13 protein-coding genes are annotated in these 14368 nt (G+C 64.9%); 8 read left to right on the top strand and 5 right to left on the bottom strand.

Going from position 1 to position 14368, the window contains the following annotated elements:
- Window positions 1–376: 376 nt before the first annotated feature.
- The 3 genes from BO226_RS16515 to BO226_RS16505 all read left to right on the top strand — a co-directional run bounded on the left by BO226_RS16515 (window position 377) and on the right by BO226_RS16505 (window position 3681).
- Window positions 377–1906: a sugar transferase gene (locus tag BO226_RS16515; RefSeq protein WP_071935724.1), complete on the top strand. Its 1530-nt coding sequence runs from the start codon at window positions 377–379 to the stop codon at window positions 1904–1906.
- Between the two features lie 171 nt (window positions 1907–2077).
- Window positions 2078–3136, top strand: a complete 1059-nt coding sequence (locus BO226_RS16510) for an MBL fold metallo-hydrolase (protein WP_232237979.1) — start codon at window positions 2078–2080, stop codon at window positions 3134–3136.
- A 107-nt stretch (window positions 3137–3243) separates the two neighbouring features.
- On the top strand, window positions 3244–3681 hold the full coding sequence (locus BO226_RS16505) for an SRPBCC family protein (protein ID WP_071935722.1): 438 nt from the start codon (window positions 3244–3246) through the stop codon (window positions 3679–3681).
- Here the strand turns inward: BO226_RS16505 and BO226_RS16500 are convergent.
- Both BO226_RS16500 and BO226_RS16495 read right to left on the bottom strand, forming a co-directional pair.
- Entirely contained in the window at window positions 3672–4790 is a 1119-nt protein-coding gene (locus BO226_RS16500; RefSeq protein WP_071935721.1) for a sensor histidine kinase, read from the bottom strand. The two genes, BO226_RS16505 and BO226_RS16500, sit on opposite strands and share 10 nt — an antisense overlap.
- Window positions 4787–5473: a response regulator transcription factor gene (locus tag BO226_RS16495; RefSeq protein WP_071935720.1), complete on the bottom strand. Its 687-nt coding sequence runs from the start codon at window positions 5471–5473 to the stop codon at window positions 4787–4789. The genes BO226_RS16500 and BO226_RS16495 overlap by 4 nt, the downstream gene beginning before the upstream one ends.
- 190 nt (window positions 5474–5663) lie before the next feature.
- On the opposite strand from BO226_RS16495, the gene BO226_RS16490 reads away from it, so the two are divergent.
- The 5 genes from BO226_RS16490 (at window position 5664) to BO226_RS16475 (ending at window position 11562) form a co-directional block, all read left to right on the top strand.
- Window positions 5664–6323: a DUF305 domain-containing protein gene (locus BO226_RS16490; RefSeq protein ID WP_081263379.1), complete on the top strand. Its 660-nt coding sequence runs from the start codon at window positions 5664–5666 to the stop codon at window positions 6321–6323.
- A 48-nt stretch (window positions 6324–6371) separates the two neighbouring features.
- Window positions 6372–8429, top strand: coding sequence for a heavy metal translocating P-type ATPase (locus BO226_RS16485; protein WP_071935719.1), 2058 nt, complete (start codon window positions 6372–6374; stop codon window positions 8427–8429).
- A 268-nt stretch (window positions 8430–8697) separates the two neighbouring features.
- On the top strand, window positions 8698–10137 hold the full coding sequence (locus tag BO226_RS16480; protein WP_071935718.1) for a sugar transferase: 1440 nt from the start codon (window positions 8698–8700) through the stop codon (window positions 10135–10137).
- Between the two features lie 244 nt (window positions 10138–10381).
- Window positions 10382–10534 carry a hypothetical protein gene (locus BO226_RS27755; RefSeq protein WP_162836411.1) on the top strand — a complete coding sequence of 51 codons (153 nt, stop codon included), beginning with the start codon at window positions 10382–10384 and terminating at the stop codon, window positions 10532–10534.
- A gap of 107 nt (window positions 10535–10641) precedes the next feature.
- A complete protein-coding gene (locus BO226_RS16475; protein WP_071935717.1) occupies window positions 10642–11562 on the top strand; it encodes an SDR family oxidoreductase in 921 nt (306 codons plus the stop codon).
- Between the two features lie 70 nt (window positions 11563–11632).
- Here BO226_RS16475 and BO226_RS16470 read toward each other — a convergent pair whose 3' ends face one another.
- From BO226_RS16470 to BO226_RS27125, 3 genes are all read right to left on the bottom strand, one after another.
- On the bottom strand, window positions 11633–11920 hold the full coding sequence (locus BO226_RS16470) for a hypothetical protein (RefSeq protein ID WP_033096256.1): 288 nt from the start codon (window positions 11918–11920) through the stop codon (window positions 11633–11635).
- 352 nt (window positions 11921–12272) lie between these two features.
- On the bottom strand, window positions 12273–13079 hold the full coding sequence (locus BO226_RS16465; RefSeq protein ID WP_269666610.1) for an aspartate dehydrogenase domain-containing protein: 807 nt from the start codon (window positions 13077–13079) through the stop codon (window positions 12273–12275).
- 181 nt (window positions 13080–13260) lie between these two features.
- Window positions 13261–14130: a helix-turn-helix domain-containing protein gene (locus BO226_RS27125; RefSeq protein ID WP_156895233.1), complete on the bottom strand. Its 870-nt coding sequence runs from the start codon at window positions 14128–14130 to the stop codon at window positions 13261–13263.
- Window positions 14131–14368 lie beyond the last annotated feature (238 nt).

The following is a 14368-nucleotide window of genomic DNA, read 5'->3' as shown; positions in this document are numbered from 1 at the left end:
CGAAGTAACACTATTCGACGCCCGGCTCTCGTCGATCTCGGGAAATCGATCGGGTTCCGGGTTGGAAAGAACGTCACATAATCGTGATTATCATCACTTCCGGTATTCCCATCATTCGGACTACGCCCAGGTAGGTGCACTCGAAGCCCAAGGGATTCAACCGAACACACGACACGATCGTGTGACCGGCTACCGAACAGAGTCTGGATTTCCCGGCTGATCTGCGACAAGACTTCGATTCACACGTAACGCTCAGTTATTTCTCAGGGATAGTTCGGGTAACGCTCGCTCGAGTCCGGTTCCAGCGCCGGGGCCGGATTCGTCGGGAAATAGTTTTGTCTCGGGGAGGAGACACATTCATGGGGAGGACTGCGGGATGACGACGGTCGATGATCGAGGGCTCGACCCGTCCGACGCTCCGCGGCGCGCACCTGACCGTGCGCCCGCGGACGCGTCGCCCGGCACCGGTGTCAACCGGTGGAAGTGGCAGAACGTGTACGTGAAGAGGCTGTGCCTCACGGACGCGATCACCGTGGTCCTCTCCGTGATCCTGGCGCAGACCGTCCGCTTCGGCTACGAGGATCTACTCCGCGCCGGAGGTGGCGGTCAGCTCGATTACACGGTGGTATCTGCCGTCCTCATCGTGGCCTGGCTGGGCGCGCTGAGCGTCTTCCGTACGCGGTCGCGTCGCGTGATCGGTGCCGGCTACGACGAGTATCAGCGGGTCATCTCGGCGACGCTCGCCGTGTTCGGCACCATCGCCATCATCGCGCTCATCACCAACCAGCAGATCGCGCGTGGCTTCCTTGCTATCGCTTTGCCGGTGGGGCTTGCCGGTTTGCTGTTGTCGCGGTGGGTGTGGCGGAAGGTTGTCGCGCGCAAGCGTGCTCGGGGCGACTTCCAGACGTCGGTACTCATTGTGGGCGGTGCCCGGGCGGTGCGGCACATGACCCGCACCTTCTCCCGTCAGGACGGGGAAGGCTATTGCGTCGTCGGTGTCTGCGTGCCGCGCTATTCGGGTGCGCCCGGTGATGTGATCGATGTCGACGGCCGGGAGATCACCGTCTACGGCGACGAACACTCCGTCGTCGAAGCGCTCGAGCTGTCGGGGGCGGACACAGTGGTGGTCACTGCCACCGAAACCTTGGGCAGCGAGGGGTTGCACGATCTGGTCTGGCAGCTCGAGCCGCTCGACACCGACCTGGTCGTCGCGACCGGCGTCGTGGATGTCGCGGGTCCGCGGATCGAGATGCGCCCGGTCGCCGGTCTGCCGCTGATCCACGTGGAAAAGCCCAGCTATCACGGGGCCAAGCGCTCGGGGAAGCGGATCTTCGATCTCGCCTTCGCCGGTGCGGCGCTGGTGGCGTTGGCTCCGGTGTTCGCGGTCGTCGCCCTGCTGATCAAGCTCGAGGATCGGGGCCCGGTCTTCTACAAGGCCGAGCGGATCGGTCTCGACGGTGAGCCGTTCGGGATGATCAAGTTCCGGTCGATGGTGACCAATGCCGACACGATGGTCGAGACGTTGCTGGCGCAGAACGAGGGTGCCGGTCCGTTGTTCAAGATGAAAGAGGATCCGCGGGTCACGCGTGTGGGCAGGGTGATGCGGCGCTTCAGCATCGACGAGTTGCCGCAGTTCCTCAACGTCATTCGTGGCGAGATGAGTGTGGTGGGTCCGCGTCCGCCGTTGCGGCGTGAGGTGGAGGCCTACGACGGTCGGGTCAAGCGCCGCCTGCTGGTGCGCCCAGGGGTGACCGGGCTGTGGCAGGTCAGTGGCCGCTCGGATCTGTCCTGGGACGAGTCCGTGCGACTGGACCTGTCGTATGTGGAGAACTGGTCGATGGTGAGCGATGTGCTGATCATCGGCAAGACCGTCAAAGCCGTACTTGCCAGCGACGGCGCCTACTGACACAAGCTCGAAAAAGAACGGCCTCGGGGTTTCGACTCCGGGGCCGTTCTCGATCTCCGACACCCAACCGTGATTTGACTTTCCGCTGTGATGACCCGCACAGTATGTACGCACAGCGTTCATTACGTACGCAGTGCGTACGAATTTCGATTCCTTCGGAAGGAACCTCCGGTGTCACGACGCTCATTCGAATTCGGCCGGCTCCGCACTGCGGCAGTAGTGGGGTCGGGTGTGCTTGCGCTCGTCCTCGCAGGCTGCAGCACCGGAGAATCTGCTGCTCAGGAGACTGTGCAGGAAACGGCGGCGTCGGACGGCTCTGCCTCGGACTCTGCCCACCCGGCGTCCGACGCTCCCGCCGAGGGGGAGATGCGCGTGACGCTGCTCGGCACGGGCAGCCCGGTGCCGAGCACCGAGCGTTACGGCATGTCCACGCTGGTCCAGGCCAACGGCCTGAACCTCGTCTTCGATGCGGGGCGCGGAGCCACGGTGCGCCTGACGCAGGCCGGCGTTCCGGTCGGTCAGGTCGACGCCGTCTTCCTCACCCACTTCCATTCCGACCACATCAACGGCCTGTCCGACCTCTGGATGAGTAGCTACGTCCCGGCACTCGGTGGGCGCGAGGGCGCCTTCCAGCTCTACGGACCCGTCGGCGTCCGGAACATCGGCGACGGAATGCAGAGCACCTACCGCAACGACATCGACGTGCGCGTCGCGGACAAGGAGGTCGATCCCGCGACCACGCCGATCGAATCGCACGAGTTCGCAGAAGACGGCGTCGTCTTCGACCAGGACGGCGTCACCGTCACGATGTTCACCGTGGAGCACGATCCGGTCGGTGCGATCCAGCCGGCGGTCGGCTATCGCGTCGACTATGCGGGCACGTCGGTGCTCATCAGCGGCGACACCGTTCCCACCGAGAACGTCCTGAAGTTCGGTGAAGGCGTCGACGTGCTGGTGCACGAGGTCGCCGACTTCGAGGATCCGTCGGCGCTGCCCAGTGTGTACGCGCATCACACGAACCCGCAGCAGGCAGGCGACATCTTCGAGCAGACCCAGCCGAAGATGGCGGTCTACAGCCACATCGTCAACGGCATCCCCGGCCGCGTCCCCGGCATCTCCGATGAGATGCTCGTCGAACGCACCCGGGAGAACTACGACGGCCCGCTGACTGTCGGCACCGACCTGATGACCTTCCTCATCACCGGCGATGAGGTGCGCGTCGACAGCTGATCGACAGCTCCGACCGAACCCCGCCGGCACCGTCGGCGGGGTTTCGTCGTGCGGTATCCGGGGGCATCTGGTCGATGTACCGCGTTTCCCGACGAGGAGGACCCGACATGGCGGCCAGCGTCTCCGACCGTTTCGACATCGACGCCACACCCGAGCAGGTGATGCGCGCCCTCGAAGATGTCGAACGTATCCCCGAGTGGTCGTCGGCCCACAAGAGCGTCGAGGTGCTCACCCGGGACGACGACGGCCGGCCGCTCCGGATCCGCATGACCCTGTCGCTGCTCGGCTTCTCCGACACCCAGATCATCGAACATTCCTGGACGGAGAGTTCGACGTCGTGGACGCTCGTCGACAGCGCGATGCAGCGCAGCCAGGACGGGGAGTACGCCCTCGAACAGATCGCGCGCGGCACCCGGGTGCACGTCACCATGTCGCTCGAACCGAAGGTTCCGGTTCCCGGCTTCGTGCTGAAGCGCGGGCAGAAGCACGCGGTCGAAGCGGTCCGGAAGGGGCTGACCGAGTTCGTCCTGTCCAATTACGCCTGACTCGCCGTCGGCAGTTCCAGAGTGAATCGGGCTCCGCAGCCCGGTCCGTCACTGTGCGCGTGGATGCGACCATCGTGGGCTTCGACGAGTGCCCGCGCGATCGTCAGGCCGATGCCGCTGCCGCCGTGATTCCGGTCGCGGGCGGTGTCCGCGCGGTAGAACCGGTCGAAGAGGTGGTCGAGGTGATCGGGCGCGATGCCGGCGCCCGTGTCGGTCACGGTGATCTCCGTTCGGCCGCGGCCCAGGATGCGAGTGGCGACGGTGACGTTTCCTCCTGCCGGTGTGTGCCGTAGAGCGTTGTCCAGCAGGTTCGCCAGCACCTGTCCGAGCCGGTCGGGATCGACCGTCACCGGCGCAGATTCGACGACCTCGGCCTGCAACGTCACGCCTTTACCGTCGTACTGCTCGCGCACCGCGTCGACCGCCGTGGCGACGAGGGTGCCGGTGGTCGTAGGCACCCGATGGATGCGGGTGAGGTGCTCTTCCGCCCGGGAGACCGCGGTGATGTCCTGTGCCAGGCGGTTCAGCCGGCGTGTGGCGGCTCGCAGAATCTGCCGGGTTTCGTCGTCGAGAGTGCGGACGCCGTCCTCGAGTGCTTCGAGATAGGAGTCGAGTGTGGCGATGGGTGTGCGCATTTCGTGCCCGAGGTCGGCGAGCATTCTGCGCCTTGTGGTTTCGGTGGCTTCGAGGCGTCGTGCAAGCTCGTTGAAACTGGCTGCCAGTTCGTCGAATTCGTGACCGAGCTCGGGGCTGGGGACGCGTGTGTCGTAGCGACCTCCGGCGATCTGCGCGGTGGAGGTGGTCACCGTGTCGAGCGAACGCTGGATCCGTCGCGCGATGTACCAACTGACCGCCGAGGCCAACAGCACCGCGATCGCGACCGCCAGACCCCACGCGAGGACGATGGCCCAGGTGAAGGCTTCTTCGACGTGGGCGGCCTGGCTCGAATCGTGATCGATGCCCGCTTGTCCGAGATGGTCGTGGAAGATCCCGGGAGCGAGAGCGGACGCGACCAGCCATGCGCTGACGGCACATCCGACGACGACGGCGACGAACGCGAGGAACAGGCGGGTGCCGAAACTCGTCGCGCTGGGGGAGTGGGACGTCATCGCCCTGTACCCATCCGGTAGCCGACGCCGCGGACGGTGCGCACGAAACGTCCCTGGTTCGCGTCGTCGCCGAGTTTGCGGCGCAGATGGCCGATGTGCACGTCCACGAGGTGTTCGTCGCCCACCCAGTTCTGCCCCCAGACGGCCGCGATGAGCTGAGCACGGGTGAACACGACTCCCGGGTCCTGCGCCAGGGCAGCGAGGACGTCGAACTCGGTGCGGGTGAGTGCGACCGGCGTGCCGCGCACGGCGACCTCCCGTCCGTCGACGTCGAGGGACAGCTCCCCGAACGTCCGGGTCTGCCGACTCGCGGACGCTACGACCCGCGCGGTGGTTCGGGGACGACGCAGCATCGCTTGGATGCGGGCCATGAGTTCGCGCGGGCTGAACGGCTTCGTCAGGTAGTCGTCTGCCCCGACGGACAGACCGATCAGGGTGTCGACTTCCTCGGTGCGCGCGGTGAGCATCACGACGTACGCGTCGGAGAAGGTTCGCAGCTGCCGGCACACCTCGACACCGTCGAGTCCGGGTAGGCCGAGGTCGAGCACCAGGATGTCGGGGTCGACCTGCCGCGCGAGGGTCACGGCCTCGGATCCGTCGCCGGTGATCGTCACGTCGAAGCCGTCGCGTTCGAGATACGAACCCACCAGCTTCGCCAACGACCCCTCGTCCTCGACGACCATGGCTCGCATCCGGGCGGTCGAGCTCGGGACGGGTGCGGATCCGCCGGAAGGTCCCGTCACACGGGCAGAAGAAGGCATGGGACCCATCATCGTCACCCGCAGAGGTGCTGACGATGCGCCCGCAGATCTTGAGCAAATCTTCATGCGATCTCCATCGGATCCCGGGAGCACACCCGCGAGGGTGGACATCATGAACAAGAAGACTCTGGCTGCCGGTGCGATTGCGCTGGCGGTGACGTTCGCAGCGTCGGCGTGCAGTGATTCCGGTGGCGACGAAGCAACCACGGCGACCGCCACTTCGGCCCCGACATCCGCCGAGGCGAACTCCGCGCGGTTCGACCAGGACGATGTGATGTTCTCGCGCATGATGATCCCGCACCATGCGCAGGCCATCGAGATGAGCGACATGCTGCTGGCAAAGGACGGCATCCCGGAGCCGGTGAGGGCGCTGGCCGAGCAGATCAAGGCAGAGCAACAACCCGAAATCGAGCAGTTCGAGGCATGGCTCCAGGAATGGGGCATGCCCATGCGCGGTGACGACGCTCCTGGAATGAACGGCCACATGTCCGGCATGCCATCTGTCTCGGACATGCCGGGTATGGACGACATGCCGCACATGGACGGGATGATGAGCGAGCAGGACATGCAGGCACTGTCCGACGCGCAGGGCGTCGACGCTGCCCGCCTGTTCCTGGAGCAGATGATCGTCCACCATGAGGGAGCGATCGAGATGGCGCAGGACGAGATCGAGGACGGGCAGTATCCCGAGACCGTCGAGCTGGCCCGCACCATCGCCGACACGCAGCAGAAGGAAATCGACACGATGCGTCAGTTGTTGACCACTCTGTAGCCGATCCGCGTCGTAGGTTCGTCCCGCCGGCCGAGTCAGGAGCTGTCGATGTCCCAGCAGGTGCACGAACACACGCACGAGCACGAGCACGCCGGTCACGCAGGACACGGCGCCCACGGCGAGATGTTCCGGCGACGGTTCTGGGTCAGTCTGATCCTGTCGGTGCCGGTCGTGGTCTTCAGCCACATGGTCGCCGAGCTCTTCGGCTACCACCTCCCGGATGTTCCGGGTACCGAGTGGATCCCACCGGTGCTGGGCACCGTCATCTTCTTCTATGGCGGCGTGCCGTTCCTGACCGGAGGCTGGGCCGAACTGCGTTCCCGCCAACCGGGAATGATGCTGCTGATCGCCATGGCCATCACGGTCGCCTTCGTCGCGTCGTGGGCCACGACTCTCGAGGTCGGCGGTTTCGACCTGGACTTCTGGTGGGAACTGGCGCTGCTGATCGTCATCATGCTGCTCGGTCACTGGCTCGAGATGCGGGCGCTGGGTTCGGCGTCCGGTGCACTCGAAGCACTGGCCGCGATGTTGCCGGACACCGCAGAGAAGATCACCGACGATGGTGTCGTCGAGGTGCCGTTGCACGAAGTGTCCCTCGACGATGTGGTGCTCGTGCGTGCCGGAGCGCGCGTGCCCGCCGACGGGACCGTCATCGACGGGACCGCCGAGGTCGACGAGTCGATGGTCACCGGTGAATCCAAGACCGTCACCCGCGACGTCGGCGACACGGTGGTCGCGGGCACCGTCGCCACCGACAGCGCGCTCCGGGTGCGGATCACGGCGGTGGGAGAGGACACCGCGTTGGCCGGCATCCAGCGCATGGTCGCCGATGCCCAGGCGTCCTCGTCCCGCGCGCAGGCTTTGGCGGATCGCGCCGCGGCCTTCCTCTTCTATTTCGCCGCAATCGCGGGTGCTCTCACCTTTGTCGTGTGGACGTTGCTCGGCAATCTCGACGAAGCCGTGGTGCGTACCGTGACCGTCTTGGTGATCGCCTGTCCCCATGCGCTGGGTCTGGCGATTCCGCTGGTGATCGCAATCTCGACCGAACGCGCGGCTCGCGCGGGTGTGCTCGTCAAGGATCGGCTGGCACTCGAACGCATGCGCACCGTCGACGCAGTGCTGTTCGACAAGACCGGCACCCTCACGCAGGGCAAGCCTCAGGTCACCGGTGTCGTCGCGACGGCGGGAATCGACGAGGAACACCTACTCGCCCTGGCAGCTGCGGTCGAAGCCGACAGTGAGCACCCGGTCGCGCGAGCTATCGTGGCTGCCGCCGATGCCCGCGTCCCGTCGGCCGAGCGGATGGCGGTGACGGACTTCCGCTCGTTGCCCGGCCGCGGCGTGCGCGGACTGGTCGACGGTGTGGAGGTGACGATCGGCGGACCGTCCATGCTGTCGTCCCTGCAGTTGTCGGTGCCCGACGACGTCGCCGCAGTCACCGACGGGTGGGTGCGACGTGGTGCATCGGTGCTGCACATCGCCTCCGACGGTCAGGTGATCGGCGCGGTGGCGCTCGAGGACACCGTGCGCGACGAATCGCGGCAGGCTGTCGACGCCCTGCATGCGCGGGGCGTGAAGGTCGCGATGATCACCGGTGATGCCCAGCAGGTGGCCGATGCCGTGGCTGCGGATCTCGGCATCGACGAAGTGTTCGCGGAAGTGCTCCCGGAGAACAAGGACGCGAAGGTCGCCGAATTGCAGAAGCGCGGGCACACCGTCGCGATGGTCGGCGACGGCGTCAACGACGCGCCTGCCCTCGCGCGAGCCGACGTCGGTATCGCGATCGGAGCGGGCACGGACGTCGCGATCGAGTCGGCCGGTGTCGTCCTCGCCGCGAACGATCCGCGAGCAGTGCTGTCGATCATCAAGCTCTCGCACGCGAGTTACCGCAAGATGTGGCAGAACCTGCTGTGGGCAACCGGATACAACGTCGTCGCCGTTCCGCTGGCGGCCGGTGTGCTGGCCTTCGCCGGCATCGCGATCTCGCCGGCCGTGGCCGCGGTGCTCATGTCGGCGTCGACGATCGTCGTCGCGCTCAACGCGCAGACGCTCAGGCGCCTCGATCTCGACCCCGGGCACGCTACCGACGGGCGAGTTTCCCGATAACTTCTCTTTTGTTGACGCGCGCGAGCGACACTTCTGTGAGACGATCTCAATCGCATAACGTATCGGAGTCGCTACGGAGGACGCGGCTTCGATATACGGGGTTGTCGACGTCCGAGTGCAGGGAGGTGCTCGAGCGTCGAAGCGTCTCGGGGAGGAGACACACTATGAGGGTTCTTCCGTCATGACCACAGTTCGTCACACGAACGACGATGCTGCACATGACCTTTCACTTATCGACACCAGTACCGGCGCTCCGGCCGGTACTCGGATGTCCACCAGATGGGGCTGGCAGAAGTCCTACGTCAACACTCTGTTCGTCACCGACGCTCTGGTCGTCGTGCTTGCTATCGCGCTCGCGCATGTGATGCGGTTCGGGCAGGATTCGCTCGTCACCATGGACGGCGTCGGAACGCTGAGTTACACGCTGATCTCCGTTGCGTTCGGCGCGGCGTGGATCGCATTCCTTTCCCTGTTCCGTACCCGCTCCAGGCGGGTCATCGGCGCCGGCTTCGAGGAGTATCAGCGCGTCGTTTCGGCGACGCTCAATCTTTTCGGCCTCGTTGCCATCGTGGCGCTCATCTTCCGGATGGAGCTTGCGCGCGGCTATCTCGCCATCGCTCTGCCCGTGGGTCTCGCGGGTCTGCTGTTCTTCCGGTGGGTCTGGCGACGGGTCGTCGCCCGTCGGCGCCGGAAGGGTGAGTTCACGACGTCGGTGCTGGTGGTGGGTGGCGCCCGCGCAGTTCGCCATATGGCCGGCACGTTCCAGCGCCGCAGTGGTGAGGGTTATCGCGTGGTGGGTGTGTGCGTGCCGCGGTATTCCGGTGTGCCGGGCGAGAGTATCGATGTGGACGGACGGAAGATCCCGATCCACGGCGATGAAAACACCGTCGTCGAAGCGTTGCGTGCCTCGGGTGCCGACACGGTCGCGGTGACCGCCACCGAGACCCTCGGCCACGAAGGCATCCGCGACCTGCTGTGGCAGCTCGAACCCGAGCGTGCCGATCTGGTGGTGGCGACGGGCGTCGTCGACGTCGCCGGCCCGCGCATCGAGATGCGCCCGGTCGCCGGGTTGCCGCTGATCCATGTGGAGAAGCCGAGCTATCACGGTGCCAAGCGCAGCGGGAAGCGACTGTTCGACCTCGCGTTCTCGCTCGCCGCGCTGCTGTGCCTGGCCCCGGTCTTCGCTGTCGTCGCGCTGCTGATCAAGCTCGAGGACGGCGGTCCGATCTTCTACAGGTCCGAGCGCATCGGACTCGACGGCACCCCGTTCGGAATGATCAAGTTCCGCTCGATGGTGCAGAACGCCGACAAGCTGGTCGACCAATTGCTCGATCAGAACGAGGGCGCCGGCCTGCTCTTCAAGATGAAGGAGGACCCGCGCGTCACCCGTGTGGGTCGGGTCCTGCGTCGGTTCAGCATCGACGAGTTGCCGCAGTTCATCAACGTCGTGCGTGGGGAGATGAGCGTGGTGGGTCCGCGCCCGCCGTTGCGTCGCGAGGTCGAGAGCTATGACGGCCGGGTCAAGCGTCGTCTGCTGGTGCGTCCCGGTGTCACGGGCCTCTGGCAGGTCAGTGGCCGGTCGGATCTGTCGTGGGACGAGTCGGTGCGTCTGGACCTGTCGTATGTGGAGAACTGGTCCATGGTCTCCGACGTGCTGATCATCATGAAGACCGTGAAGGCGGTCGTCGCCAGCGAAGGCGCGTACTGATCTTCGATCGAGCGATTCTCGCCCCAAGATCAACTTCTCGGTAGTGTTTCAGGCTGTCGCCGTCCCCTGCACGGTGACGTCGAGCCCCGCCGAAAGGTTACTCGCATGCCCTTCCGGCGGGGTCTCTGCGTCTCCGGATTCTCCCAGTGGGCGGGGCGCATCTTGATTGCCGAGGCGGGGTGAGTTCACGGGTGAGTTCTTACTCGACGGTAACATTTTGGTCCGGCGAACCGTTGTTCGACATGTGAACTGGGTTTTTGTGCTGCTCGTCTCGTGGCTGGTGCTATCCGTCGCCGTCGCTGTGGTCTTCGGTCTGGTCGTTCGTGCCCGCGACGAACGTGAGCTCCCGCCGCCGCTCGACGAGGACGGTGAGGACGATATCCGTGACGTCGGATAGCCGCTCACCTCGCAGATGACCGAGTTTGCGACGGGTCCGTGACGGGAAGCCGATTTGCGACGAGCTTTCACGCAACTCGGAAACCATCGATTCGCAGGACGGTACTCATGGCTGAGCAAGACGTGCACACCAATAAGACCGATCAACTGAAGTTCCAGGATCCCACTTCTCGCTATCCGTCCATCTCGCCGCCGAAGCAGGACCAGCCCGAGCCGGGACTCGACGCCGACATGGTGCCCAAGGCCGACATCGGCGAGTTCTCGTACCGAGGCACGGGCAGGCTCGAAGGACGTAAGGCACTGATCACCGGTGGGGACTCGGGCATCGGTGCCGCCACGGCCATCGCGTTCGCGCGGGAGGGTGCCGACGTCGCGATCTCGTACCTGCCGGATGAGGAACCCGACGCAAAGAACGTCGCTCGCATCATCAGCGAGAGCGGCCGTAAGGCCATCACGCTTCCCGGTGATCTGACGGATGCCTCGTTCTGCTCCGACGTCGTCGACCAAGCAGTCGAACAGCTCGGCGGACTGGACATCCTGGTCAACAACGCCGGTAAGCAGATTGCGGTCGAGGGGTTGGACGATCTTCCGGACGATCAGCTCGAGCAGACCTTCCAGGTGAACATCCTCGCGATGTTCCGCACCACGCGTGCTGCGTTGAAGCACCTGCAGCCGGGTTCGACGATCATCAACACCACGTCGATCGTGGCGTACCAGCCGTCGCCGGCGTTGATCGACTACTCGTCGACCAAGGCGGCCATCAACAACTTCACGAAGAACATGGCGACCCAGCTGGCGGAGAAGGGCATCCGTGTGAATGCTGTTGCGCCCGGACCGATCTGGACGCCCCTCCAACCCTCGGACGGCCAGCCGAAGGAAGAGCTGCCCGAGTTCGGGCAGAATACCCCGCTCGGACGTGCGGGGCAGCCGACCGAGTTGGCGCCGGCCTACGTGTTCCTGGCGTCGCCCGAATCGAGCTATGTGGTGGGGGCGACGATCCACGTCAACGGCGGTATGCCCTCGCCGTAGAACGAGCCGAAATCAACGAGTCGTGCGCGCCAGTGAATCTCCACTGGCGCGCACGACTCGTTCTGGAGTTTCAGACTGCGCTGGATGCAGCGTGCCGGTAAGTGCTTCCCCGGGCTGTCGAGATCGGCACGACAGAAGCAACGTCGGCCGACGTTTCCGCCAGCGCTGCGAGGATCTGCTCGGGGCCGGCGCATGTGCTTGCGCATGTGATCCCACGAGCACGGAGCTTCTGAAGAATGAGAGCTTCGACGGCGGTGCAGTAGCCGTCGAGGATGTCCTCGGTGAGGATCGCGTAGTCCACTTCGCCTTCGAAAGCGGTGGTGGTCTCGATGCCTGCGAGGTCGAGGCGCTCCTGCAACTCTGTCCACCGGTCGAGTGCGACAGCGTTTGAGGGAGTGCCGAGGAAAAGTACCCGTGCCGGTCGGTCCGAAAGCGATGAGGTCGTCACAGGCTGCTCCAGGGTGCGAGTAGGTCAGGTGAAACCGAATTGCCACTCCCGGTAGGGAGCTACACCTTCACCTGTGAAATGTGGTGTTTCACACTGTGTACAGGACTCGTTCACCCTCCGCTACCCGGGCAACTATCAGGAAACACGAATGTGACAGAAGTGGTTACGATTCCGCCCAGGCGTTGGGGACTTTCGTCCCGAGATTCTGGTCCAAACACGCGAAAGCGACTAATCCTCCTCGAAGCGTCGGGGCCGACGTCGGCTACGACCTATAGGGAGGCCCGAGCACGACCGCGCCGGGACCGATCCCGAGCGGCAACGCAGCAAGGACCTCGATCACCGACCACGCAGTGATCGAAGACGTGCGTCCACTCGACGCCGGGTCGATCGCGTTCTCGAACGTCAACTCGTACCGGCCCAGCGGTGACTCCCACTCGACGACGTGGCGTGTACTGGTGGCATCCGGGTCGGCAACGACCACCACCTCGACCCGATCGAGCCCGAGCGTCGCGAGGGCGAGAGCCACCGACGAGTTCGAGGTTCGCGGAAAGGCCAGCGCAGCCTCTCGCGCCGATCCTCGGAAAACGGTGCGTTCTGCGTCCAGACGTTCTTCGATGCCGAGCGCACTCGGTCGTTTGATCGTGGTGTGGGTGAGGCGTGCATCGCGGCTTCCTGCACGTGTCGCTGCGGCCAGAACATCGAAACCGCCGATCGCACCCGTAGGGAGCAGTACACGGCTTGGTCCGGAGCCGAACGACTCCATATCGAAGCCGCGGTCGGCGAAGACACCGCACGAGCAGACGATGATGTCCTTACCGCGTTTCACCACGTCGGGTAGCACTGTCCGGGCTGCATCGACCGTGGCAGCTTCGACCACGATGTCTGCGGCGTCGAATGCGGCGGCGGACTCCTCCGGGCTGCTTCGTGAGTCCAATACGGCCGTGAGGCTCACATGCGGCACCACGCTGTCTCGCAAGGCGTCGATCACCGTCTGCCCGATCGCGCCGGTCCCAACTACGCATACTGCGATCGGACGATGTTCGATTTCTTCGGGTGCCAGTTGCCTCACGTCCTCCGCGGCATGCCGCCGCTCGTTTCCACGAAATACGGGCTCATGGTACCGAGAGAAGGAATCGGCGATGTCTGATTCGCGACGTCGTCGTATCGCTCGTATTACCTTTCAAGGATCGGAATGTGTTGCTATGAGGGCAACTACGGCGTCAGTGCATTGCCGACAGCGGCAAGTGCGCTCATGCTGCCAAGAGCATCGTCTCCTGAGGTGAAGTGGGAATCCTGTGCGACGCCACTTGGCGGCATGAGCATCGCACTGCACGTCCGAATTCGTCGTCGGGCAACCAGCCGTACTCGTCGCACCGACCGCATCGTGGCGGGAGTTTCGGGCGGGGTGGTTGCAGCGACTGCCAGAGCGGAATCCATGCAGCTGCGGAGCGAGCCGGGTCCCACGGTCGATGACGTTCGAGCGCGGCGCGGACAAGAGCATCTACGCCGTGAGTGTCGATCGATTGCTCGACGAGGGTGCACTTCGCCGGCGTCAGGGTGTCGAACCGTGCAGACAGGCCGGCCCGGCGGCACGCCGTGGCCAATCGGTCGATGGGAGAGGGCTGCTGCTCGCGTGTTGCATCGCGGGTCCGATTTGTCGGGTGGGGGAGTGCAGCAGGTTCATTTGTTGGTTCAAGGACGGTTCGGGTGACCGGGGTGTCACCCCGCTCGGTTGTTCCTGTCACCCCGTGGCGCTTCGTCTTGTCACCTCGTTCAGAGCGGCGGGGTGACGACGTGTCACCCCGCTTCATCGACAGGTTGTACAGGACGGGGCGGCGGTCTTCGCGAGGGATCGTCGCCGCGATCCGTTCTTGATCGCCTTTGGAAATGAGGCCGAGAGCAGCAAGCGCTTTCAAACAACGCTGCACCTGGCGTTCGCTGATGCGGGCGTACCCGGCGAGCTTTCGCACGGACGGATACGCATCCGCGCCATGTCGGGACGCATGATTGGCCAGGCCGAGTAGCACCACTGTCAGCGCTGGCGCCGAGGGCATGCCGGGTGGCGTAGGGGACGGAATTTCGGCGCGTTCGAGCGCCCAGGTGATCGCTTCGATGCTCACGATGTCACCTGCGCATGGGTATGCTGACGCATGTTCGACTCCTGTTTAGTCGGACATCCGGCCCGTCGCGATGCCAGTCGCGGCGGGCCATCTGTTTTGAGTTGTTCGCACGCGCGTTCGAGCGCGTGGTTGATCATCTTGGCATCGAGTCCGGGAGGCGTCAACGCTTGCGAACTGGATCGTGCGGTCTCGGACCGCTCTTGATAGCTCGCGGGTGAGCTGTCCCGAAGTCGAGCGA

It is taken from the genome of Rhodococcus sp. 2G (genome assembly GCF_001886355.1).
In the GTDB taxonomy this organism is placed as follows: Bacteria; Actinomycetota; Actinomycetes; order Mycobacteriales; family Mycobacteriaceae; genus Rhodococcus; species Rhodococcus pyridinivorans.
Note: the sequence above shows the minus strand (reverse complement) of the source record. Positions and strands in the feature narration are given on the sequence as shown.

Coding starts and splice junctions, on each gene's coding strand:
- BO226_RS16475 (WP_071935717.1), top strand. CDS start 10,642: ATGGCTGAGCAAGACGTGCACACCAATAAGACCGATCAACTGAAGTTC.
- BO226_RS16505 (WP_071935722.1), top strand. CDS start 3,244: ATGGCGGCCAGCGTCTCCGACCGTTTCGACATCGACGCCACACCCGAG.
- BO226_RS16515 (WP_071935724.1), top strand. CDS start 377: ATGACGACGGTCGATGATCGAGGGCTCGACCCGTCCGACGCTCCGCGG.
- BO226_RS16480 (WP_071935718.1), top strand. CDS start 8,698: ATGTCCACCAGATGGGGCTGGCAGAAGTCCTACGTCAACACTCTGTTC.
- BO226_RS16490 (WP_081263379.1), top strand. CDS start 5,664: ATGAACAAGAAGACTCTGGCTGCCGGTGCGATTGCGCTGGCGGTGACG.
- BO226_RS16500 (WP_071935721.1), bottom strand. CDS start 4,790: ATGACGTCCCACTCCCCCAGCGCGACGAGTTTCGGCACCCGCCTGTTC.
- BO226_RS16485 (WP_071935719.1), top strand. CDS start 6,372: ATGTCCCAGCAGGTGCACGAACACACGCACGAGCACGAGCACGCCGGT.
- BO226_RS16495 (WP_071935720.1), bottom strand. CDS start 5,473: ATGGTCGTCGAGGACGAGGGGTCGTTGGCGAAGCTGGTGGGTTCGTAT.